The following is a 21,163-nucleotide window of genomic DNA, read 5'->3' on the forward strand; positions in this document are numbered from 1 at the left end:
CGTCAGGACTTCTGCTCACCGCGTCAGCCACAACGGCCAGCGCGATCCGGACAGGCTCAGCTCTGCCTTGGTAGGAGGAGCTGAGCCACCGGCCGCTTCGAGAGACTAGCCCCCGCTCCGATACACCTGGATGTCGAGGTCGCGGATCTTCTTCCGCAGCGTGTTGCGGTTGAGGCCGAGCAGGTCCGCGGCGCGGATCTGGTTGCCGCGGGTAGCGGCGAGCGCGGCCGTGAGCAGCGGCACCTCGATCTCCTTGAGAATGCGGTGATAGAGGCCGGGCGGCGGCACGCCGTTCGGAAAACCCTGGAAGTGCGAGGACAGATATGCCTCCACGGCGCCGCCGAGATTGTCGACGCCCTGCTGGACCGCAGCGCCCGGGCTGACCGAGGGCGGCGCGAGCTCGCCGTCGATGACGGAGGCCGTGATCACGTCCTGCGGATAGAGCGCGGCGAGGCGCCGGGCGAGGTTCTCGAGCTCGCGCACATTGCCGGGCCAGCGGTGCTGCTTCAGCCGCTCCAGCGCCAGCGCATCGAGCTTCTTCGGCGGCAAGCCATCCTTCTCGGCCAGCGTGAAGAAGTGCCGCACGAGATCCGGCAGATCCTCGATGCGCTCGCGCAGCGGCGGCAGTCGCAGCGGGACGACGTTGAGGCGGAAGAACAGGTCTTCCCGGAACAGACCCTGCTGGATCAGCACGCGCAGGTCCTTGTTGGACGCCGCGACGATGCGCACGTCGGTCTTGATCGGGGTGCGGCCGCCGACCGTGGTGTATTCGCCCTGCTGCAACACGCGCAGCAATCGCGTCTGCGCCTCCATCGGCATGTCGCCGATCTCATCCAGGAACAGCGTGCCGCCTTCGGCCTGCTCGAACCGGCCGGAGGCACGGGTGTTGGCGCCGGTGAAGGCGCCGCGCTCGTGGCCGAACAATTCGGACTCGATGAGATCGCGCGGGATCGCCGCCATGTTGACCGCGACGAACGGCCCGTTGCGGCGCTTGCCGTAATCGTGCAGCGCCCGCGCCACCAGCTCCTTGCCGGTGCCGGACTCGCCCGTGATCATCACGGTAAGGTCGGTCTGCATCAGGCGCGCCAGCACGCGGTAGATTTCCTGCATGGCCGGCGAGCGGCCGACCAGCGGGATCGCCTCCATCTCGGCATCCTCGTCCGGCGTCGAGGTCCGCTCCTTCGGCTCGGCGAGTGCGCGGCCGACAATCGCGATCAGCTCCTTGAGGTCGAACGGTTTCGGCAGATATTCGTAAGCCCCGCGCTCGGAGGCGCGGATCGCCGTCATGAAGGTGTTCTGCGCGCTCATGACGATGACGGGCAGGTTCGGCCGCATCTTCTTGATCCGCGGCAACAGGTCGAAGGCGTTTTCGTCCGGCATCACGACGTCGGTGATGACGAGATCGCCCTCGCCCTGGCTGACCCAGCGCCACAGCGTTGCGGCATTGCCGGTCAGCCGCACTTCGTAACCGGCGCGGGACAGTGCCTGATTGAGAACGGTGCGGATGGCGGTATCGTCATCGGCTACGAGAATGCTACCTGCGGGCATTGTTAATCCTCATTTTGCCCCCTGTGACGCAGGCGACGACTTCCCGGCAGAGCCGTCGCGACTGCTTTGATCGGAGTGTTTCACCGACGTGGAGTACATCGGCATCAGCACGCGGAAGGTGGTCTTGCGCGGCTGAGATTCGCATTCGATGATGCCCCCGTGATCGCCGACGATCTTGGCCACCAGCGCAAGGCCGAGACCCGAGCCGGTCTGCTTGGTGGTCACGAAGGGATCGAACAGGTTGGGCAGAAGATCGTCGGGCACGCCGGGTCCGTTGTCCTTCACGCAGAATTCGAGCGGAAGGGATACCCGGGATTTTTGACCGGGGACTGACAGGCGCACGCCGGGGCGGAACGCGGTGGTCAGCTGAATCTCAGAGTCGGGCACGTCGATCAGCGCTTCGGCGGCGTTCTTCACGAGATTGAGGAACACCTGGATCAGCTGGTCCTGGTTCGCCAGCACCGGCGGCAGCGAGGGATCGTAGTCCTCGATGAAGCGGATGTTGCGGGCAAAGCCCGATTGCGCCAGCCGCTTCACGTGATCGAGCACCGAATGGATGTTGACGGGACCGCGCACCACGGGGCGCTCGTCGCCGAACACTTCCATGCGGTCGACCAGCGTCACGATGCGGTCGGCCTCGTCGCAGATCAGCCGCGTCAGCATGCGGTCCTCGGACGAGGCCTGCTGCTCCAGCAGCTGTGCCGCGCCGCGAATGCCCGAAAGCGGATTCTTGATTTCGTGCGCGAGCATTGCTGCTAGCGCTATCACCGAGCGCGCTGCGCTGCGGTGGGTGAGCTGCCGGTCCATCTTGTCGGCGATGGTGCGCTCCTGCAGCATCACGACGATATGGCCGGGCCGCTCGGTGAGCGGCGCGACGTGCAGGTCGACCTGGCGGTCGCCGCCCATGCGCGGCGTGCCGAGATCGACCTTGTATTCGTTGACCGGCGAGTTCGAGGAGCGCACCTGGTCGATCAGCGCCAGCAAGGGGCTGCCGAACGGCACCAGCTCCTTCAGCGACTGCCGCTTCAGGAATTGCGTGGAGATCTCGAAGAAGGCTTCGGTCGCGATGTTGGCGGCGACGATCTTGCCGTCCGGCCCGATCAGGAGCACGGGATTGGGAAGCGCGTCCAGGATCGCATCGCTGTCGGACAGAACGGGCCGACGATGTTCAGCGGCTGAGCTCATGCAGCAGCGCTCCATGCGAAGTCGTCGAAGGCGTCTTGCAGTGAACCGTGAACGAGGCGCGGATCCTCCGAGACCAGGATCTTCTGCCGCCAGGATCTCAGCTTCTCGGCCGGCGCACGGCTCGCCTGCGCTGCGACGTCGAGCGCCCAGCCCAGATGCTTGCGGGCATGCCGCAGCCCGATGCGCAGACCATAGAGCGCACAAACGCCATCATAGAGCGTGCGGACATAATGCAGCTGGGTCTCCAGCGAGGGCGCGGCTTCCGCGGCTCCGCCTTTCAGGCGGCGGCCGATCTGGCCCGGCAGCCAGGGCTGGCCCTGCGCGCCGCGGCCGATCATCACGGCGTCGGCGCCCGAGGCGTCCAATGCCGCGAGCGCCTTCTCGTAGGAGGTGATGTCGCCGTTGACGACGAGCGGAATGGAGATGGCCTCGCGCACGGCGCGGATCGCATCCCAATCGGCCTCGCCCTTGTAGAACTGGCAGCGGGTGCGGCCGTGCACGGTGACGAGCTTGACCCCGGCGGCCTCCGCGCGCCGTGCCAGCTCCGGCGCGTTGCGGCTGCGGTCGTCCCAGCCGAGGCGCATCTTCAGCGTCACCGGCACCTTCACCGCCGCGATCGTCGCCTCGATCAGGCTGACCGCATGGTCGAGGTCGCGCATCAAGGCCGAGCCGGACTGCCCGCCGGTCACGTGGCGGGCGGGACAGCCCATGTTGATGTCGATGATATCGGCGCCTTCGGCTTCGGCGATCCGGGCGCCCTCCGCCATCCAGTGCGCCTCGCAGCCGGCGAGCTGCACCACATGCGGGCCGATTCCCGTGGCTTCGCAACGCAACCGGGACATCCGGTGGCCATTGGCGAGCTCATCGCTCGCGGTCATTTCAGACACGACGAGACCAGCCCCAAGCTCGGCGGCCAGCCGGCGGACGGGCGAGTCAGTCACACCCGACATCGGCGCCAGGAAGACCGGGGTGGCGACTTCAATATCGCCTATTTTCAACGGCTTAGAGCCTGATACTGCCGAGCCGGTCACGGGGGTCTCGTTGACTGGGCAGGGCCTCATCGCGCCTGCCATGATCTATCTTGCGCACAATTCTTGTGCAGTCAAGCGTCATGCCTACAGTTTAGACAGTTCTGCAGATCTTTCAAGTGCAGTGCAGCAAAATGCTGTTTCCCACAATCCGGGGAAACCCCCTTTTTTTGCGGGCCTGCCGTGCTAGAGGCATGCCGGCAAATCACCCCCTGCTCTTTCATTGGCAATTGAGTATTTGAGTCCTATGGCGAAATCACAGCGCACCGCGGTCGTCCTTGTCGCAGCCGGACGCGGATTGCGCGCCGGCGCCGGCGGGCCGAAGCAATATCGCGAGATCGGTGGCGTGCCCGTGATCCACCGCGCGATGGAAGCGTTCAGCCGTCACGCTGACGTGTTCGCGGTGCAGCCGGTGGTGAACCCCGACGACGGCGCCATGTTCACTGCCGCGGTCGCAGGGCTCAGGCACGAGCCGCCGACCAATGGGGGCGCGACGCGGCAGGCATCGGTACTCGCCGGCCTTGAAGCGCTGGCGAAGCACAAGCCGGACATCGTGCTGATCCACGACGCCGCGCGGCCGTTCGTCTCGGAAGGCGTGATCTCGCGTGCGATCGAGGCGGCGAGCCGCACCGGTGCTGCGATCCCCACCGTTCCGGTCACCGACACCATCAAGGTCACCGGCGAAAGCGGCAACGTCGAGGCCACACCGGAGCGCGCCTCCTTGCGAATCGCACAGACGCCGCAATCCTTTCGCTTCGACGTCATCCTCGAGGCGCATCGTCGCGCGGCAAGGGATGGACGCTCGGATTTCACCGACGATGCCGCGATTGCCGAATGGGCGGGATTGACGGTTGCAACCTTTGAAGGCGATGTTGCCAACATGAAGCTCACAACTCCCGAGGATTTCGTGCGCGAGGAAGCGCGCCTGGCCGCGCAGCTCGGCGACATCAGGACCGGCACCGGCTATGACGTGCACGCCTTCGGCGAAGGCGACCACGTCATGATCTGCGGCGTCCGCGTGCCACACGCCAAGGGCTTCCTGGCTCATTCCGACGGCGATGTCGGCCTGCATGCGCTGGTCGACGCCATTCTCGGCGCGCTCGCCGACGGCGACATCGGCTCGCATTTCCCGCCGAGCGATCCGAAGTGGAAGGGCGCCTCCTCCGACCAGTTCCTCAAATACGCCATCGAGCGCGTCACGGCGCGTGGCGGCCGCGTCGCCAATCTCGAGGTGACGCTGATCTGCGAGCGGCCCAAGATCGGTCCGTTGCGCGACACCATGCGGGCGCGCATTGCCGAGATCTCGGGCGTCGACATCTCGCGCGTCGCGGTGAAGGCGACCACCAGCGAGCGGCTCGGCTTCACCGGCCGTGAGGAAGGCATCGCGGCGACCGCGAGCGCCACCATCCGCCTGCCCTTTAACGAAAAGACTTGGAGCGTGTAAGCCATGGTGGGCGGCAGCGACGCACGCGCCCTTTCCCGCTCGCTGCTCGATTTATGCCGGATGCGCAAGCTGACGATCGCGACCGCCGAATCCTGCACCGGCGGCCTCGTTGCGGGCGCGCTGACCGACATCCCCGGCTCCTCCGATGTGATCGACCGCGGCTTCGTCACCTATTCCAACGAGGCCAAGCGCGCGATGCTTGGCGTCGAGGCGAGCACGCTGGCCAATTTCGGCGCCGTCAGCAAGGAGACCGCGACCGCGATGGCGATCGGTGCGCTGGAGCGCGCCGATGTCGATCTCGCCGTCGCCATCACCGGCATCGCCGGCCCGGGCGGCGCCACGCCCGGCAAGCCGGTCGGTCTCGTGCACTTCGCGGCCGCCGCGCGCGATGGCCGGATCATCCACCGCGAGCACCGCTTCGGCGCCATCGGTCGCAGCGCCGTGCGCGCCCGCTCCGTGGTCGAGGCTCTGCGCATGCTGATGGACCTCGCCCGCGGCCCGCAAGTCACGGCCAAGCCGCAACGTGCCGTCGCAAGCCGCCTGCGCCCGCGCGTGACCCGCTCGCCGCGCCGGCATGCGGTGAAGCGCAGGCCGCCACGTTCGCCGCGGGGATAAAGCAGCTCAGGCCGCCGACGCGAGCAACGCGCTCGCATGATCGAGCACGCACTGCTTGACCGCGTTGGCTTCAGACGGTTTCGCCTTTGCGCTGACGGTCAATATGCCGAAGGTGGCCCGGGTCGACGCGCAAGATGCAGCGAAGTTACGTCGACGCCAGCTTCGGCCGGCCGTAGATCGCGTCCGCCCGCTTCTCGAACGCAGTCGAGAACCGCGCGAATGCAGCATCGAACATCGAGCCCATCAGCATCGCCAGCATGCGGCTCTTGAATTCGTAGGCGAGGAAGAAACCGACGTCGCAGACGCCCTCACCTTTGGGCTCGAACGTCCAACGGTTTTCCAGATTCCTGAACGGACCTTGCAGATATTCGACCAGGATCTTCAGATTGGCGCGGTCGAGCGTCACGCGGCTGGTGAAGGACTCCCTCACCAGCTTGAACGACACCGTCATGTCCGCGATCAGCACCTCGGTGCCGTCGGGCTTCGCCATGCGCTGCCGGACCTTGAGGGCGCTGCACAGCGGCACGAATTCCGGGTAGCGCTCGACATCGGCGACCAGATCAAACATCTCGGACGCACTGTGGTTGACGCGGTGCTTGCTCGAAACTCGATGCATGGTACGTCAGCGGGCGTGAGCTGCCCGCGCAGCCTTCAGTCTCGCGAAATCCTCGCCGGCATGATGCGACGAGCGGGTGAGCGGGCTAGCCGACACCATCAGGAATCCCTTGGTGTAGGCGATCTTTTCATAGGACGAGAACTCGTCCGGCGGCACGTAGCGCATCACCGCGTGATGTTTGCGGGTCGGCTGCAGATATTGGCCGATGGTCAGGAAGTCGACGTCGGCCGAGCGCAGATCGTCCATCACCTGCTGCACCTCATGGCGCTCCTCGCCGAGGCCGACCATGATACCGGACTTGGTGAAGATGGTGGGATCGAGCTCCTTGACCCGCTGCAGCAGCCGGATCGAATGGAAATAGCGCGCGCCCGGCCGCACCGTGAGATAGCGCGACGGCACGGTCTCGAGATTGTGGTTGAACACGTCGGGCCTCGCCGCGACGACGATTTCGAGCGCGCCTTCCTTGCGCAGGAAGTCGGGTGTCAGGATCTCGATCGTGGTCGAAGGGCACGCGGTCCGGATCGCGCGGATGGTCTGGGCGAAATGCTCGGCGCCGCCGTCAGCGAGGTCGTCGCGGTCGACCGAGGTGATGACGACGTGGGCCAGGCCCAGCTTGGCGGTCGCTTCGGCGACGTGCTGCGGCTCGGCCGCATCCAGCGCATTCGGCAGGCCGGTCTTGACGTTGCAGAAGGCGCAGGCCCGGGTGCAGGTGTCCCCCATGATCATGAAGGTCGCGTGTTTCTTGTCCCAGCACTCGCCGATGTTCGGGCAACCCGCCTCCTCGCACACCGTGTGCAGGCCGTTCGACCGGACGATGTTGCGGGTGTCGGCATAGCCGCGGGTGTTGGGCGCGCGCACGCGGATCCAGTCCGGCTTCGGCGGCGAAGCGGAATCAGGCCGATTCACCTTTTCAGGGTGGCGCGGGCGCAGCGGGTTCGAGATGGTATCGACAATAACGACCATGGGGTGTCCGGTCTGTTCAGGCCCTACCTAGTCGGTCTGGCCTGGCATCGCAACCCGGCTCGCCCCGCTTCAGGGAACATGGCAGATATGGGCAATATCCTGCTCTGTTTTCAGGCGATTCTCACCTCGAATGGCTCCAATCTCGAACACTTCACCGCCGCGGCTCGGCAAGCAGCTGAAGCGCGCCTTCTTCGGACGCAGCGTGCACGAGGTCGCACACGATCTCATCGGTGCCACCATGCTGGTCGACGGCGTCGGCGGGATCATTGTCGAGGTCGAGGCCTATCATCATACCGACCCAGCCGCGCACTCCTATCGCGGACCGACGCCGCGGAACCAGGTCATGTTCGGTCCGCCGGGCTTTGCCTATGTCTACCGCTCCTACGGCATCCACTGGTGCGTGAACTTCGTCTGCGAGGAAGAAGGCTCGGCCAGCGCCGTGCTGATCCGCGCGCTGGAGCCGACGCACGGCTTAGCTGCGATGCGCCGACGCCGGCATCTGCAGGACGCGCACGCGCTGTGCTCGGGCCCAGGCAAGTTGACCGAAGCGCTCGGCATCACCATCGCGCACAACGCCCTGCCGCTGGATCGGCCTCCCATCGCGCTGCATGCGCGGACCGAGGATGTCGAGGTCGCAACCGGCATCCGCATCGGCATCACCAAGGCAGTCGAGCTGCCCTGGCGCTATGGCGTCAGGGACTCGAAATTCTTGAGCAAGCCGTTTCCGAAGTAAGCCTAAGACGCCTGCTTCAGCCGCTCCAGCGCCTCGAGCAGCTTGGCCTTGCGGGCCAGCGCCGCCTCACGCTTTTCGCGCTCCTCCTCGACCACCTCCTCGGCCGCGTTGGCGACGAACTTCTCGTTCGCCAGCTTGGATTCGGCGCGCTTGATGTCGGCCTCGGCCTTGGCGATCTCCTTGTCGAGACGCGCGCGCTCGGCGGCGACGTCGATCACGCCCTTGAGCGGCAGCGCGGCGACTTCACCGCGCACCAGCAGCTGGACAGCGCCGTCAGGCGCGCGGTCGGCGAACGACATGTCCGACAGCCGCGCCATGCGCTTGATGACATCGGTCCAGCGCGGCGCGCGCTCCTTCGTCTCCGCGGAGGCGCCTGCGAGCACCAGCGCCGTCAGCGTTGCCGGCGCGATGTTCATCTCGGCGCGCACCGAGCGGATCTGCGTGACGAGGTCGATGACCCAGCCGATCTCGGCCTCGGCAGCCGGGTCGGTGAAGTCGGCATGATCGAAGATCGGCAGGACCCAGGCCGGCGAGACGAGCGCATCGGTCGGTCCCGTGGTCACCGCGAGCATCGCGAGCTGCTCCGGCGTCGGCTCGACCGGCCTCAGCGGCCACGGCGCCAGCGCGAGCAGGCCCTCGCGCTTGGCCGTCACTTCCCACAGCTCCTCGGTGATGAAGGGCATGAAGGGATGCAGCAGCTTCAGGATCTCGTCGCGCGCCCAGGCGACCATGGCGCGGGTCTCGTCCTTGGCCGAGCTGTCCGGACCGAGCAGCACGGGCTTGGCGAGCTCGACATACCAGTCGCAATAGACGTTCCAGACGAAGCGGTAGATGCTGCCGGCGGCATCGTTGAAGCGATAGGCTTCGATCGCCTCGGTCACCTCGCGCGTGGTGTGGGCTGTCTCATGCGCGATCCAGCGGTTCAGCGTCTCCTTCGCCTTCGCCGGCTCGAAGCCTTCCGGCACGGCACAATGGTTCATCTCCGCGAACCGGCACGCGTTCCAGAGCTTGGTCGCGAAATTGCGGTAGCCTTCGACGCGACTGGTGGCGAGCTTGATGTCGCGGCCCTGCGCTGCCATCGCCGCCAGCGTGAAGCGCAGCGCGTCCGCGCCGTATTCGTCGATCAGGTGGAGCGGATCGATGACGTTGCCCTTCGACTTCGACATCTTGGCGCCCTTCTCGTCGCGAACGAGGGCGTGGATGTAGACGGTCGAGAACGGCACCTCCTTCATGAAGTGCAGGCCCATCATCATCATGCGGGCGACCCAGAAGAAGATGATGTCGAAGCCGGTCACCAGCGCATTGGTCGGGTAGTAGCGCTGCACCTCGGGCGTCTCGTCTGGCCAGCCGAGCGTCGAGAACGGCCACAGCGCCGAGGAGAACCAGGTGTCGAGCACATCCTCGTCGCGCGTGATGAAGCCTTCGCGCTTGTTGCGGTCGAGCGCCATCTCGCGGCCCTGCTCGGGCGTGATGACTTCCTGCTCGACGTAATAGCCGAGCGCGTGGCTGACGGCCTCCTCCTCGGTCTCGGCGACGAAGACCTTGCCGTCAGGCCCGTACCAGGCCGGGATCTGGTGACCCCACCAGAGCTGACGCGAGATGCACCAGGGCTGGATGTTCTCCATCCAGTCGAAATAGGTCTTTTCCCAGTTCTTCGGCACGAACGTCGTTTCGCCCGAACGCACCGCCGCGATCGCAGGCTTCGCCAGCGTCTTCGCGTCGACATACCACTGGTCGGTCAGATACGGCTCGATCACGCTGCCAGAGCGATCGCCGTGCGGCACCGTGTGGGTGTGCGGCTCGATCCGCTCGACGAAGCCGAACGATTCCAGCCGCTCGACGATGCGCTTGCGCGCGGCGAAGCGGTCGACCTTGTGGAACTCCTCGGCGAATTGCGCGGCGCCTTCGGGCAGGTCGTGCAGATAATCCTCGTTGTTGAGGAGATCGAGACAGCCTTCCCTGTCGAGCACGCTGATCCGGCGCAGGCCGTGGCGGTTGCCGACCTCGAAATCGTTGAAGTCGTGCGCCGGCGTCACCTTCACGGCGCCCGATCCCTTCTCCGGATCGGAATATTCGTCGGCGACGATCTGGATCTTGCGGCCGACCAGCGGCAGGATGACGTTCTTGCCGATCAGCTTCTGATAGCGCTCATCCTCCGGATGCACGGCCACGCCGGTGTCGCCGAGCATGGTCTCGGGGCGCGTGGTAGCGACGACGATGAAGCTCGAGGGATCCTCGGGGCTGAACGTCTTGCCCTCGATCGGATAGCGCAGATACCAGAGGTGGCCCTTGACCTCGGTCTGCTGCACCTCGAGATCCGAAATCGCGGTGAGCAGCTTGGTGTCCCAGTTCACCAGCCGCTTGTCCTTGTAGATCAGGCCCTCGCGGTGCAGCTCGACGAACACCTTGACGACGGCCTTCGACAGGCCCTCGTCCATGGTGAAGCGCTCGCGCGACCAGTCGCAGGACGCACCGAGACGCTTGAGCTGGTTGATGATGGTGTCGCCGCTCTCGGCCTTCCACTGCCAGACCCGCTCCAGAAACTTCTCGCGGCCCATCTCGCGGCGGCCGGGCTGCTGGCGCTCCATCAGCTGCCGCTCGACCACCATCTGGGTGGCGATGCCGGCATGGTCGGTGCCGGGCTGCCACAGCACGTCGCGGCCGCGCATGCGCTCGAACCGGCACAGGATGTCCTGCAGCGTATTGTTGAGGGCGTGGCCCATGTGCAGCGAGCCCGTCACGTTCGGCGGCGGGATCACGATGGTGAAAGGCACGGCATCACGGCGGTCGGGCCGGCCAGCCTTGAACGCAAGGCTGTCCTCCCACACCACGGACATGCGGGTTTCGATATCGGCGGGCTGGTAATTTTTCTCGATCATGGGGCTGCTAGAAAGCCGCGCGAGGGGGCCAAGTCAACGAAAAGCTCAGGGAAAACGCGGCGGCAACAGCGCTTTCCGGCCCGGGGGCCGGGGCTCGAAAATGACACCCTATCCGGGCTTTATGAGGGCCCTTCGGCCGCGCTCAGCGGCCCCCGCGCGAGACCCGCTCGATTTCGGCCTTCACGATGCGTTCAACGAGGCCGGGCAGGTTGTCGTCGAGCCAGGACTTCAGCATCGGCCGCAGCATCTCCTTGACCAGATCCTCCAGCGTCCGCGCGTTGCTGCTGAGCACCGTATGGGCCAGGGAGTTGAAGGCGGATTCGACCGCGGAGACCGTCGATTGCGCCAGGATCGGCTGCTGCGGGGGCAGCGGCGGCGCGTCGAAGTCCACCGGCGCGTAGGACGGCGGCGGAGCGGGCCGCGGCTGCGGCGGCTCGGCGAATTCGAGATCGTCGCGTGGCTCGACCTTGCGGAAGCTCGGCGGCGGTGGAGGCGGCGTCGGGTCCATCGCCATGTCGTCGGTGAGTTCGAGCACGTCCGGCTCGGGCTCTGGCTCGGGCGCGCGGACCTCAGGCGCCGGTGTGGCCGCATCGAGACCCGCCAGCAGCGCGTCGATATCGTCCTGGCTGTTGGATGCGTCCGCCGCGGGCGCAGGTGGCGACGCCGGCTTTGCAGCCGGCGGCGGTACGGGCTTCTCGGCGGCGGGTTTGGGCGGAGCGACCTTGGATGGCGGAATGTCGTTCATCGCCTGCGGCTTCGGCGGCGCGGCGGGCGCAGCAGCCTTCTCGGGTTTGGCGGCCTCGGCCGGCGGAGGCTTTGCCTCATCGTCGGCAATGATGCGCCGGATCGAGGCCAGAATCTCCTCCATCGAGGGTTCTGTGACCTTTGCAGGCTGCGTCATCTCCGACTCCACATCATCAACGCCCTCGCATGCGTTGTTTTACACCAAGCACGGCAGGATTGGCCGGTTCCGCAACGACAGGTCCCCATTTTCGTCGCCGCAGCCCGACTTGTCCCCAGATCACGGCTCGACGTGCAGCGGTGCGCCCTGCCCCCGCACTGAAGCGTTACGCACATGACATCAATGCGGGGCGAATCGACCCGCATCATCTTGGCAAGGCTATGTCAGGGATTTTGACGATTGCAAGCAAAGCACCGGTCGACCTCGGCTGTTCGCGGAGATCGACCGGACGATTACGGGAATCAGCGGCCGTCCGGCGTGCGCACACCCGCCCAGCTGTCGCGGACCTGATGGTAGTGAACGCTGGGGTCGTAGGTCGTGGTCGCAAGGCCGAGGACTTGCGGCGACAGACGCCCGACCGCCGCGAGGACGTTATAGGATGCGACGACGCGATCGTGCTGCGCGGTCACCAACGCAACGCGCGCATTCACCAGCGCCTGCTGCGCATTGAGTACGTCCAGCGTGGTGCGCTGGCCGGCCTTGGCCTCCTCACGTACGCCGTTCAGGGCGATCTCGGACGCGGCCACCTGCGCCTGGGCCGACTGCACCTGCGCCTTGGTGGCCTGCAGCGAGCCCCACCATTGCACAACGGTCGCACGGGTCTGGTCGCGAGTCGTTTCGAGGTTGAGGCGCTGCTGCGCCAGGTTCTCCTTGGACTGGCGGATCAGCGCGTATTCGCTACCGCCCTGATAAATCGGCACCGAGAGCTGCGCGATCGCGGATGCGCTGAACGAGCGCAACGAAATCAAGGACTGTTCGTTGGCCTGCGTGGCCGATGCCTGGATGGTCATCGTCGGCAGCAACGCACCTTCGGCGACCTTGACCTGCAGGTAATTGACGTCGATGCCGAACATCGCGGCCGTGACGTTGGGATGCTCGATGAGGCCAAGCTCGATCGCTGCGGCAAGGGTCGCGGGCAGGAAACGATCGACGGGTGAACCGGGTGCAAGATTCGTCGGCTCGTTGCCGATGATGCGGCGGAAGTTTGCGCGCGTGGTGGTGAGATTTGCCTCCGCGGTAAGGGCCTGGGTCCTGCCGGCGGCCAGCTGTGCTTCCGATTGCGCAACGTCGGTGCGCGTCACCTCGCCGACATTGAAGCGATCGCGGGTCTGCTTCAATGTCTGCTCGAGCACGCGTACGTTGCTGCGCTGGACTTCCAGCGTTGCGGCATCGCGCAAATAGTCCATGTAGGTCGTTGCCGCCTGAAGCAGCACAGTTTGATCGAGGCTGCGCAGCGCTTCGCGGGCCCCGGACACCTGGCTCTCCGCCGCCCGCGTTCTGTTGGCGGTCTGATTGCCATTGTAGAGCGTCTGCGAAGCGGTAATTCCAGCGCTGCGAGGTAACGTGGTTCCGTGGATCGAGTTGGTGCCGACGCCGCTCTGCAGATCCTGATATTGATAGCCACCGCTTGCCGTCATCGAGACCCGCGGACGATAGCCAGACAAGGCCTGCGGCACGTTTTCGTCGGTCGAGCGCACCTGGGCACGCTGCGCGTTGAGCTGCGGATTGTTCTGATAGGCGCGCACCAGTGCAGCGTCGATCGTATCCGCCAAGGCAGGCGTCGGCCCGGCAAGCGCCAGCAGCAGGACCGAAACCGCAGCTCCGGTGAAGAGCTTCACCCCATGCATCCGTGAAATTCCGTTCATTCTAACGCCCGGCTCGTGCCCGCGAGCCGGGTTACCGTATCAATGGAGTCGTTGCCCCGTCGCAACATAGGACGCGGTCAAGCGCGACGGAACCACCCGAGGGTGGTTCTCAGTGGAAACTCTTCACGTGCAGCATCCCGGCCACACTTCTGATTCAGAACGGGATTTGGGGCGGTTTTGGGCCATCAGAAGACGAAGGCAGCCGCCCGTTCCAGCCCGGGAAGGACCGGGGCGGCGGCCTCGAACAGGGCCCGATGGCCGAATTCGCCGTGGGTACGGGTCACGATCAGCGCGCGCGGCGGCCTCGATTCGGCCGACACCCCCACCAGACGCCCCCCCTCCTTCAGCTGCCCGAGCAGAGCTTCCGGCATCACCTCGGCCGCGCCGTTGAGAACAATTACATCATAGGGGGCGGCAGCAGGGTCCCCGTCGGTGCAAGCCGCCGCCTTGCAGGCGACGTTAGAAAGCCCCTGGGCCGTGACGGCGTCTCTGGCCTTGGCGGCCAACGCCGAATCGCACTCGGTCGCCGTGACCTGACGCGCCAGCTTGGCGGCCAGTGCGGCGAGGTAGCCGGTGGCGCAGCCGACGACCAGAACGTTGTCGCCCTCGCCGATTTCGGCGGCCTGGAGCAGCTTGCCGGTCAGCGCCGGCTTGATCAGGAACCGCTTGGCGGGGCCTTCGCTCACGTCGAGGTCGAGATCGAGGTAAGCCAGCGCCTGCCTGCCGGCCGGCACGAACGCCTCGCGCGGCACCGTGAGCATGGCATCGAGAACACGACGGTCGGTGACGTCATTGGTGCGCACCTGGCCATCGACCATTTTTTGGCGCGCGGTCGAAAAACCGGACATTTGCGGACCCTGCAATGCGGACGATGCCGCGGAGAAAAATCGCGGCATCTTTTGGAGCATGCTCGGTCAAAACGCAACATGGCGGTTCGAGGGCCGGCAAGGCTGCCGCACCTGGCGGATTACTCGATGGCGACCGCGAGGCGACCGATCAGAGCGGCGACCTCGTCCAGCCGCGCCGAATCGGGCGTCTCGACCGCGCGCGCCAGACAGGCGAGGCATTCGTCGTCGCTCAAATTGGGGACGTCGGCAGGCAGAATCGAGGGGGCCATATGCGAATGGTCGATGTGGGTGTCTCGCATGAAATCAGCTCCGTGAAGATCCGGCAGCCGCGAGGCTCGGAATCAATTGAGCCGATTTGACGCCGCCCCGATGGCGCGATGGCGTCCATGCACACATCTGTTTTGAAGGCGATTCCGGCCAGGGATCCGCCGACGTACCGCTCAGACGGCAACGCAACGGCATCGCGCATCACATCAAGACACGATCGCAACCAATTGAAGTTATGGAAAGATTTGGCTCCCCGGGCTGGATTCGAACCAGCGACCATCCGATTAACAGTCGGATGCTCTACCGCTGAGCTACCGAGGAAAAGGGCGAACCGTTCGTTCGCGCGCGGCTGCGTATAACAAAGCCGCTTGCGCTTGCAAAGGACGAATTCACCGTCCTCTGCAAACGCAAGCCTGTCACCAGGATTACTCGGCGGCCTCGGTCTTTTCGAGGACCGCGGCCGGCGCAGGCACGGCCGCGCCGTTGCTCTTTCCTGTCACGGCGCCGACCAGCGCCTTTACCGGATCGTCGCCGGGCGCAAAGCCGCTCTGGCGCAGGATCTCGTCGATCATCGGACGCAGCGCATGGACCTTGAGCAGCTCGCCGGCCAGACCTTCGCCGAAGCCGACATTGCCGCCGCTCGCGCCGTTGCCGCCGAACGCGCCGCCGGTGTGCAGGATGCGGACGTCCTTGAGGTTCGCAATCGGCTTCACCATCTCGGCCAGGGCCGAGGGCATGGTCTCGATCCGCTTCTTGGCGATCTCGAAATCAATCACGTTGCTGCCGAGCTTGTTCTGCGCCTCGTTCTTCATGGTGATGACGGCAGCTTCCGCCTCGCCGATGTTGCGCACGCCGACCGCCTTGATCTTGTTGGATTCGGCTTCCGCCGTGGCCAGCGTCTTGACGGCCTCGGCGCGGTCGAGCGAGGCCTTCTTCTCGGCTTCGGCCGCGACGATCAGCTCGGTCGACTTGCGCTCGGCCTCGGTCCGGGCGGCGAGCACCTGGGTGAGACGGGCGCGATCGGCGACCTCGACCGCGCGTGCGGTCACGACCTTTTCTTCGGCCGAGACGGCCAGCGCTTCGGCGGCCTTGGCCTCGGCGACGGCTTCCGAGGTCTGCTTGCTCTTCGCCGCGATCTGGATCTCGTTCTCCTGCGTCGCGATCTGGATCTCGCGCTGGGCGTCGGTCTTGCGCTTGTTGATTGCGAGGTCCGACTCGATCACCGCGGTTTCCTTGACCTGCTTGGCGCCGGCCTCCTTCTCGGCAACCGCCCTGTCAGTATCGATGCGGGCATTCTCCTCGGTCAGGCGCGCGGTCTGCGTCGCGGTTGCGACCTCGGCGCGGGTGCTCGCCGTCTTGTTGGCGATGTCGCGCTCTTGCGACAGCTCCGCCTCTTTCTTGGTGCGTTCGATGGTCAGGGTCTGCTGCCGCGCCTCGAGGTCCTTCTGCGCGATCGCCACCTCGTTGTCGCGCACGATGGCGTTGCGGTCGCGGCGACGGGTCTCGGTGATGGTCTTCAGCTGCGTGAGGCCTTCGGCGTCGAAGAAGTTCTCGGGGTTGAAGAACTTGACGTCGGTCTGGTCGAGCTTGGTCAGCGACACCGATTCCAGCTCGAGGCCGTTCGACTTGACGTCGGACTCGACCGTGGACTGCACGTGCTTGACGAAATCCGAGCGCTTCTCCTGAAGCTCCAGGATGGTCATGGTCGCCGCGACCGAGCGCAGGCCGTCGACGAATTTCGCCTCGACCTGGTTGCGCAGCGCCTCGGCGTCATTGGTCAATGCGCCGAGCGTCTGGCTCGCGAGCGCGATGCTCTCCTCGTCGGGACGGACGCGGACGTAGAACTCGGCGACGATGTCGACGCGCAGGCGGTCCTTGGTGATCAGGGATTCCCGCTCCTTGCGCTCGACGGTGAGGCGCAACGTCTTCAAATTGACGCTGGCATAGGAGTGGAAGATCGGCAGGATCATGGCGCCGCCATCGAGCACGACCTTCTTGCCGCCGAGCCCGGTGCGCACGAAGGCCTCGTCGCGGGTGGCGCGCTTGTAGAGAATCGTGAAGACGATCCCCAGGACGACGATCAGCGCGACGCCGATCACGGCCGGGACTGCGATGTCGAACATGACTTTCTCCGCTGTGGGACTTGCTAATTGCTTAGAGTGGGCTTGGACGGCTTGAGTTCATCGTCGGCCTTCACCGCGACGAAGCGTGTGCCATCGCGATCTACCAGGAGGACCATGGTTCCCTGCGGCAAAGGTCCCGATGACGGCGCCGCGACCGCCGAGACGAAATGGCGGTTACCGTGGACGTCGGCGACGCTGACGCGGCCGGGCGGCCCCTGGTCGAGCGGGCCGACGACGACCTCCCCGATCCGGCCGACGAGATCCCCAAGGCCCACGACGTAGCTTTCGTCCTTGGGTATGACCCGCGCGATGGCCCTGCTGGCGCCGCGCACCAGCGGAACCGACGCCACGACGGCCCCGACGGAGGCGACCGTGGCCGGCAAGGGACCCGCAACCATTCGCGCGAGGTCCTGGATCAGGAAGCCGGTGATGGAGAAGGCGCCGAGCAGCAGCAGCAGGAAGATCAAGAGCGGCACGCCGCCGACATTGATCCAGGAGATGGCGTTGAGCACGCCGTTGTCGCTGGGATGAGCAAAATCGATGTTGGTGCCGAGCATCTCGCTCAAGGAGGCCCCGACCAGCATCGAGATCACCTCGACCGAGCCGACGATGACGATCATGGCCGCTGCAATCGCGAACGGCCTGACCTCAGGCGACATGACGTGTTCGAGCAGAGCGCTCATGGCACGGCACTCAGGAGCCCGACTTCAGCCGGGCCAGCCTCGCTGCGATCTCTTTGTCGCGATGGAGCGTGCTCAGCTCGTCGATGTCGCTCGAATAAGGAATTCCCGGCGGCACGCCGGTGGTCCGTGCCACCGCCCTGCCCGCTCGCAGCGCCTTGGCGGCAGCGGAGGTGCCGCCGGATTTCCGTGACGACATCGACGCCTGTGGCCTGGCGGCCGCCTCGCTCTTTTCGAGATCGGCGCGGCGCTGCTCGGCATCCTGGAGCGCCGACAGCACCGCACGCAGCGAGGTGACGCACTGTTCGATCTTCTCGTTGTTCTCGTCGACGGCGCGGGAGAGCACCTCGAACTGCGCCTCCAGATCCATTTGCCGCGCGATGCCGGCGCGGGCGAGATCATCGCGCCCGTCCACGACCGCGGCCTCGATCTTGGCGGTAAGATCGGTCATCGCCCGCTCGATCTCGCTGCGGCGCGCGTTGAGACGATATTCCTCGGCGCGCGCGGCGGCGAGCGCATCGCGCGCTTCCGTCTCGGCGCGCTCGATCTCGCGGATGGCTTGACCGACCACCTTCAGCTTGTTCTTGCCTTCCGCCTGCTCGATCGCGTCGTACGCGATCCCGGCAATGAGACGTCCCACCCGGGACAGGAGGTTGTCGGGAGCGGCAGCGATGGTATCCATGGCGTTCTCCTCCTCTGGCAGGCTGTTCGGCGTGACGCCGTAGTGAACTTCGAAACCGTCGTCGGTGCGGATGAGGCGCGCCGGCACGCTCTGCCCCCAGCCCTCGGCATAGCCGGCGTAGTCGAAGGGCACGCTGAAGCGCCCTTGCACGGTCGCGATCGAAATGGTGGCGGGCCCCTTGATCTTGGCGAGCTTGTCGTCGAGCGGCAGGCGGCGCCCTGGCGAGGCGCGATACTCGTTGCGGTCGCGCAGGCCCAGAGTCACCAGCCGCGAGGGCAGCGCGGTCTGTTTGCGGATCGGCTCATAGGCATGGGCGTGGAGCAGGACCACGTTGGAACCCACATTGTGAGTCCGCGCCACCTCCTCGAGGATCTCCATCATGCGGTCATAGGCCTGAAACGTCGCCTCGATGGCGGCCTTGGCGGCCGGGTCAGGGGCAAGCCTGTAACGCAGCGCGGACGGCGTGTTTCGGGGCGACTGGCTCATGGAAAGCACTAAAGCACCATTTTGGTGCTTTAGTGAGAGGAAGCTCGATCACGTTCTGCTGATCCATATGCACTCTGTCGGTTAGTCGCGACGGTCCGGGCCCACGTTCAAAGCGGCCGATCACTCCTAGCTCACGACCAATCAAGACATCTTGCACGCGCCGGTTGCAATTTGAGTCGAAATGCGGGGAGCGTTCTGTAGGCCGTCACTCGCTCTGCGCCTAGAGCGAAATCGATTTCTCCATCTCGCCAAGGCCCCCGAATGTCATCGGCCTCCGCCGACGCAACTCCACGGTCGTCCACAGTCTGTCCGCAGCATATCCACAGGCTGACCAGCGCGAATCGTGAGGGTGCGCGAGGCACTTGCTGCGCACAAACCCACAAGCTCGGCGTTCAACCGCCGGCCTGATCGAATACGCTGCGGCAGGCCTCGCTGAGGCTGCCGCGGTTGCGGCGCAGGCAGGCGGTGATGGCGCGGACGTTGGGGATCTCGCCGGCGCAGAGCCGGTAGACGTCAGGGGTACAGGCCCGCCGCTGCTCCGCCGTTCCCTGTGCATGAGCCGCGGAGGCAAACAGCGTCAGGAACAGCCCGACTGTTGAGGCGCCCCGCGCCCGGCTTTTCACGCCCGCAAACCGCAAGAACCTCGCCTTCATGACCAGTCTCCCGCTCGGCCCTGCCCGCTCCGGCCTGCATTGGCCGGCACGGGGCAAAGGGGTAGGAGAAATAAACCGCCGGGAATGTGATCTCCTCCACACCCGCTGCGCGGCGGCGGCTCGTAGGGTTGCTCCGGGGATTTTCAGGAATCGCTAACCATTCGGGGCCCAATCGCCGCATCGTTAAAATGCGAACGATCGGGTCAATCCGGAAACAAACGTGCTTTGCGACATTGCGCCATCCGCGTTCTGCGAGGGTGTGATGAGCGAAGCCGAATTCAATTTGCTGCTGGATGCTGTCCGGGACGCCATGGCCTTTGAGGATTTCGCGCCCGTGCCGGTGGAGGAATACGTGCCCCGCTCATGGAGCTTCGACACAACGCCCAAGGTTGCCAATAAGGCCGCCAATGACAACGAGGGCGCCTGGCCCCTCCTGCCCTTTCCCGACGGCTGGTACGCGGCCTGCTGAGGCCGACTTCTCGTAAGCGGATGCGGCTCGCCGTGCGGGCGGCCCGGCCTCACGAGCCCCCACGCCCCGTGCAACGACGATCAATTCTTGAGTCGCTCTTCACCGTCCCGCGGTGCCCGCTCGGGTACGGCCGGCGGGAAGATGCTGTCGTAGATCGCGCGCGCCTCACGAATGAGACGAGCCTTCTCCAGCTCGGATTTCGAGACAAATCGGACGATTTCGCCCACGTGCTCTCCAGCGCTCGTTGATGGGACATGCATCACTTCGCAGATGCGAAGTCTGTGCCATCCGAACTGAATCGCGGGTTTCCGCCAAGCCCCGGACAAATCCGGTGGGCGCGGCTCGTCAGGCCTTGCTCGAAAGCCAAGACAAACTCGCATTTCTGCTGGAAAATCAGAAGCTTGTGATGGAGGCCACGACCAGAATTGAACTGGTGTACACGGTTTTGCAGACCGTTGCGTAACCACTCCGCCACGTGGCCCCGTAAGGGCGGACCAATATAGGGGATCAATGGCTTAGGCAACCCCACGGCCCGCGGGTAGCGCAGCGAAATGTCCAGCCGAAATCAGGCGCGCTTGCCGCGTCGGAAGTCGCGCCGGCGGCCCTTGGGCGCGGGCTTGGGTGCCAGTTCCGGCATCTCGTCCTGGACCTCGCGGTAGCGAGCCAGCATCCGTTCGAAACTGGCATGAAGCGTCTCGGCGATATCAGGGCGCCGCTCGAGGCCGGCGAGGATGGTCGCGGCGGCTTCGATCGTCGAGAGGCCGTCGCGGCGCGGCTCCTTGCGCAAGCGCCCGTAGCGAGAGGGATGTGCCGGATTGAGGATCACGCGCTGGCATTTCAGCATCCAGGGATTGCGCCACCACAGCGCCTTGGCCTGGCTCCAGGTGCCGTCGAGCAGCACCACGCCTTCGAGCTTGCCGAGGATCGCGCGCTGGTTCTCCGCGATTTCGCCCTTGCGGTTGAGCGCGACGATCTCGCCTTCGGCATCGAGGTCGGCAGCGCGCGCCGAGCCGAGATAGAGCACGGCCCAGCGCGCGGCATTCTCGACCGGCCGCCCCAGCGCCTTGGACAGGCTCGGCCAGGACAGGCCGACCCGCACCGTGGCATCGGCGAAGTGCCTGGCCAGCAGCCGCGCCGTGCCGAGCGCCCTGTCCTGCTCCTGCGGATGCTGGAGGATCAGCAGCGAGAGCCGGTTTTCAATCGGCGTGACGCTGTCGCAGATGCACAGCGGCATCGGCTTTTGGCAGTGCGGGCATTCGGGGATCGGCTCGGCCGGCGCGGCGGCAGTCTCGGGCGGCTTGGACATGGCGCCGCTATACGCTTCGCGCGGCGCTGCA

The 21,163-nt window shown here is 65.7% G+C and carries 20 protein-coding genes and 2 tRNA genes; 4 read left to right on the forward strand and 18 right to left on the reverse strand.

From position 1 onward, the window contains the following. Positions 1–105: 105 nt before the first annotated feature. From ntrC to dusB, 3 genes are read right to left on the reverse strand one after another with little or no spacing between them, the layout of a single operon-like run. Positions 106–1,548 (reverse strand): nitrogen regulation protein NR(I), encoded by a 1,443-nt coding sequence (ntrC, locus tag HZZ13_RS05775; protein WP_122403283.1) that lies wholly within the window; start codon positions 1,546–1,548, stop codon positions 106–108. 9 nt (positions 1,549–1,557) lie between these two features. Next, positions 1,558–2,733 (reverse strand): two-component system sensor histidine kinase NtrB, encoded by a 1,176-nt coding sequence (locus HZZ13_RS05780; protein WP_197958680.1) that lies wholly within the window; start codon positions 2,731–2,733, stop codon positions 1,558–1,560. Continuing rightward, positions 2,730–3,731, reverse strand: coding sequence for a tRNA dihydrouridine synthase DusB (dusB, locus tag HZZ13_RS05785; protein ID WP_197958883.1), 1,002 nt, complete (start codon positions 3,729–3,731; stop codon positions 2,730–2,732). The genes HZZ13_RS05780 and dusB overlap by 4 nt, the downstream gene beginning before the upstream one ends. Before the next feature lie 277 nt (positions 3,732–4,008). On the opposite strand from dusB, the gene HZZ13_RS05790 reads away from it, so the two are divergent. Beyond that, positions 4,009–5,205, forward strand: coding sequence for a bifunctional 2-C-methyl-D-erythritol 4-phosphate cytidylyltransferase/2-C-methyl-D-erythritol 2,4-cyclodiphosphate synthase (locus tag HZZ13_RS05790; RefSeq protein WP_197958681.1), 1,197 nt, complete (start codon positions 4,009–4,011; stop codon positions 5,203–5,205). Positions 5,206–5,211: 6 nt separating this feature from the next. Beyond that, positions 5,212–5,820 carry a CinA family protein gene (locus HZZ13_RS05795; protein WP_197958884.1) on the forward strand — a complete coding sequence of 203 codons (609 nt, stop codon included), beginning with the start codon at positions 5,212–5,214 and terminating at the stop codon, positions 5,818–5,820. 145 nt (positions 5,821–5,965) lie between these two features. On the opposite strand, the gene HZZ13_RS05800 is transcribed toward HZZ13_RS05795, so the two are convergent. Further along, entirely contained in the window at positions 5,966–6,436 is a 471-nt protein-coding gene (locus tag HZZ13_RS05800) for a type II toxin-antitoxin system RatA family toxin (RefSeq protein ID WP_197952569.1), read from the reverse strand. A gap of 6 nt (positions 6,437–6,442) precedes the next feature. Continuing rightward, positions 6,443–7,399 (reverse strand): lipoyl synthase, encoded by a 957-nt coding sequence (lipA, locus tag HZZ13_RS05805; RefSeq protein ID WP_197958682.1) that lies wholly within the window; start codon positions 7,397–7,399, stop codon positions 6,443–6,445. 130 nt (positions 7,400–7,529) lie between these two features. On the opposite strand from lipA, the gene HZZ13_RS05810 reads away from it, so the two are divergent. Beyond that, positions 7,530–8,132, forward strand: coding sequence for a DNA-3-methyladenine glycosylase (locus HZZ13_RS05810; protein ID WP_197958683.1), 603 nt, complete (start codon positions 7,530–7,532; stop codon positions 8,130–8,132). A 2-nt stretch (positions 8,133–8,134) separates the two neighbouring features. Here the strand turns inward: HZZ13_RS05810 and HZZ13_RS05815 are convergent, their stop codons facing one another. From HZZ13_RS05815 to HZZ13_RS05860, 10 genes are all read right to left on the reverse strand, one after another. Further along, the gene (locus tag HZZ13_RS05815) at positions 8,135–11,011 is read right to left on the reverse strand and encodes a valine--tRNA ligase (protein ID WP_197958684.1); all 2,877 of its coding nucleotides are present in this window, start codon (positions 11,009–11,011) and stop codon (positions 8,135–8,137) included. Between the two features lie 142 nt (positions 11,012–11,153). After that, positions 11,154–11,912, reverse strand: coding sequence for a PopZ family protein (locus HZZ13_RS05820; RefSeq protein WP_197958685.1), 759 nt, complete (start codon positions 11,910–11,912; stop codon positions 11,154–11,156). A 302-nt stretch (positions 11,913–12,214) separates the two neighbouring features. Further along, on the reverse strand, positions 12,215–13,600 hold the full coding sequence (locus HZZ13_RS05825; RefSeq protein ID WP_197958686.1) for a TolC family outer membrane protein: 1,386 nt from the start codon (positions 13,598–13,600) through the stop codon (positions 12,215–12,217). A 203-nt stretch (positions 13,601–13,803) separates the two neighbouring features. After that, the gene (locus HZZ13_RS05830) at positions 13,804–14,466 is read right to left on the reverse strand and encodes a protein-L-isoaspartate O-methyltransferase family protein (RefSeq protein ID WP_197958687.1); all 663 of its coding nucleotides are present in this window, start codon (positions 14,464–14,466) and stop codon (positions 13,804–13,806) included. A 119-nt stretch (positions 14,467–14,585) separates the two neighbouring features. Continuing rightward, positions 14,586–14,765, reverse strand: coding sequence for a hypothetical protein (locus HZZ13_RS05835; protein WP_197958688.1), 180 nt, complete (start codon positions 14,763–14,765; stop codon positions 14,586–14,588). A gap of 214 nt (positions 14,766–14,979) precedes the next feature. Continuing rightward, positions 14,980–15,054 (reverse strand) — tRNA-Asn (locus HZZ13_RS05840). 104 nt (positions 15,055–15,158) lie between these two features. Continuing rightward, positions 15,159–16,856 (reverse strand): flotillin family protein, encoded by a 1,698-nt coding sequence (locus HZZ13_RS05845; protein WP_197958689.1) that lies wholly within the window; start codon positions 16,854–16,856, stop codon positions 15,159–15,161. A gap of 23 nt (positions 16,857–16,879) precedes the next feature. Further along, positions 16,880–17,539 carry an OB-fold-containig protein gene (locus HZZ13_RS05850; protein ID WP_197958690.1) on the reverse strand — a complete coding sequence of 220 codons (660 nt, stop codon included), beginning with the start codon at positions 17,537–17,539 and terminating at the stop codon, positions 16,880–16,882. 10 nt (positions 17,540–17,549) lie between these two features. Continuing rightward, positions 17,550–18,713: a PspA/IM30 family protein gene (locus tag HZZ13_RS05855; RefSeq protein ID WP_197958691.1), complete on the reverse strand. Its 1,164-nt coding sequence runs from the start codon at positions 18,711–18,713 to the stop codon at positions 17,550–17,552. Positions 18,714–19,096: 383 nt separating this feature from the next. Further along, entirely contained in the window at positions 19,097–19,357 is a 261-nt protein-coding gene (locus tag HZZ13_RS05860; protein ID WP_197958692.1) for a hypothetical protein, read from the reverse strand. 262 nt (positions 19,358–19,619) lie between these two features. Between HZZ13_RS05860 and HZZ13_RS05865 the strand changes: the two genes are divergently transcribed. Further along, positions 19,620–19,826 carry a hypothetical protein gene (locus HZZ13_RS05865; protein ID WP_197958693.1) on the forward strand — a complete coding sequence of 69 codons (207 nt, stop codon included), beginning with the start codon at positions 19,620–19,622 and terminating at the stop codon, positions 19,824–19,826. 80 nt (positions 19,827–19,906) lie between these two features. On the opposite strand, the gene HZZ13_RS05870 is transcribed toward HZZ13_RS05865, so the two are convergent. The 3 genes from HZZ13_RS05870 to HZZ13_RS05880 all read right to left on the reverse strand — a co-directional run bounded on the left by HZZ13_RS05870 (position 19,907) and on the right by HZZ13_RS05880 (position 21,132). Beyond that, a complete protein-coding gene (locus HZZ13_RS05870; RefSeq protein ID WP_197958694.1) occupies positions 19,907–20,053 on the reverse strand; it encodes a hypothetical protein in 147 nt (48 codons plus the stop codon). Positions 20,054–20,233: 180 nt separating this feature from the next. Next, a tRNA-Cys gene (locus tag HZZ13_RS05875) sits at positions 20,234–20,307 on the reverse strand. Between the two features lie 84 nt (positions 20,308–20,391). After that, positions 20,392–21,132, reverse strand: coding sequence for a tRNA-uridine aminocarboxypropyltransferase (locus tag HZZ13_RS05880; RefSeq protein ID WP_197958695.1), 741 nt, complete (start codon positions 21,130–21,132; stop codon positions 20,392–20,394). Between the last annotated feature and the right edge of the window lie 31 nt (positions 21,133–21,163).

The sequence above is a fragment of the Bradyrhizobium agreste genome, assembly GCF_016031625.1.
GTDB lineage: Bacteria > Pseudomonadota > Alphaproteobacteria > Rhizobiales > Xanthobacteraceae > Bradyrhizobium > Bradyrhizobium agreste.

Bases quoted from the DNA above. Each gene is read 5' to 3' on its own strand.
- HZZ13_RS05815 (WP_197958684.1), bottom strand. From the start codon at position 11,011: ATGATCGAGAAAAATTACCAGCCCGCCGATATCGAAACCCGCATGTCC.
- ntrC (WP_122403283.1), bottom strand. From the start codon at position 1,548: ATGCCCGCAGGTAGCATTCTCGTAGCCGATGACGATACCGCCATCCGC.
- HZZ13_RS05790 (WP_197958681.1), top strand. From the start codon at position 4,009: ATGGCGAAATCACAGCGCACCGCGGTCGTCCTTGTCGCAGCCGGACGC.
- HZZ13_RS05860 (WP_197958692.1), bottom strand. From the start codon at position 19,357: ATGAAGGCGAGGTTCTTGCGGTTTGCGGGCGTGAAAAGCCGGGCGCGG.
- HZZ13_RS05810 (WP_197958683.1), top strand. From the start codon at position 7,530: ATGGCTCCAATCTCGAACACTTCACCGCCGCGGCTCGGCAAGCAGCTG.
- HZZ13_RS05780 (WP_197958680.1), bottom strand. From the start codon at position 2,733: ATGAGCTCAGCCGCTGAACATCGTCGGCCCGTTCTGTCCGACAGCGAT.
- HZZ13_RS05880 (WP_197958695.1), bottom strand. From the start codon at position 21,132: ATGTCCAAGCCGCCCGAGACTGCCGCCGCGCCGGCCGAGCCGATCCCC.
- HZZ13_RS05835 (WP_197958688.1), bottom strand. From the start codon at position 14,765: ATGCGAGACACCCACATCGACCATTCGCATATGGCCCCCTCGATTCTG.
- lipA (WP_197958682.1), bottom strand. From the start codon at position 7,399: ATGGTCGTTATTGTCGATACCATCTCGAACCCGCTGCGCCCGCGCCAC.
- HZZ13_RS05825 (WP_197958686.1), bottom strand. From the start codon at position 13,600: ATGCATGGGGTGAAGCTCTTCACCGGAGCTGCGGTTTCGGTCCTGCTG.
- HZZ13_RS05865 (WP_197958693.1), top strand. From the start codon at position 19,620: ATGAGCGAAGCCGAATTCAATTTGCTGCTGGATGCTGTCCGGGACGCC.
- HZZ13_RS05850 (WP_197958690.1), bottom strand. From the start codon at position 17,539: ATGAGCGCTCTGCTCGAACACGTCATGTCGCCTGAGGTCAGGCCGTTC.
- HZZ13_RS05820 (WP_197958685.1), bottom strand. From the start codon at position 11,912: ATGACGCAGCCTGCAAAGGTCACAGAACCCTCGATGGAGGAGATTCTG.
- HZZ13_RS05830 (WP_197958687.1), bottom strand. From the start codon at position 14,466: ATGTCCGGTTTTTCGACCGCGCGCCAAAAAATGGTCGATGGCCAGGTG.
- HZZ13_RS05800 (WP_197952569.1), bottom strand. From the start codon at position 6,436: ATGCATCGAGTTTCGAGCAAGCACCGCGTCAACCACAGTGCGTCCGAG.
- HZZ13_RS05845 (WP_197958689.1), bottom strand. From the start codon at position 16,856: ATGTTCGACATCGCAGTCCCGGCCGTGATCGGCGTCGCGCTGATCGTC.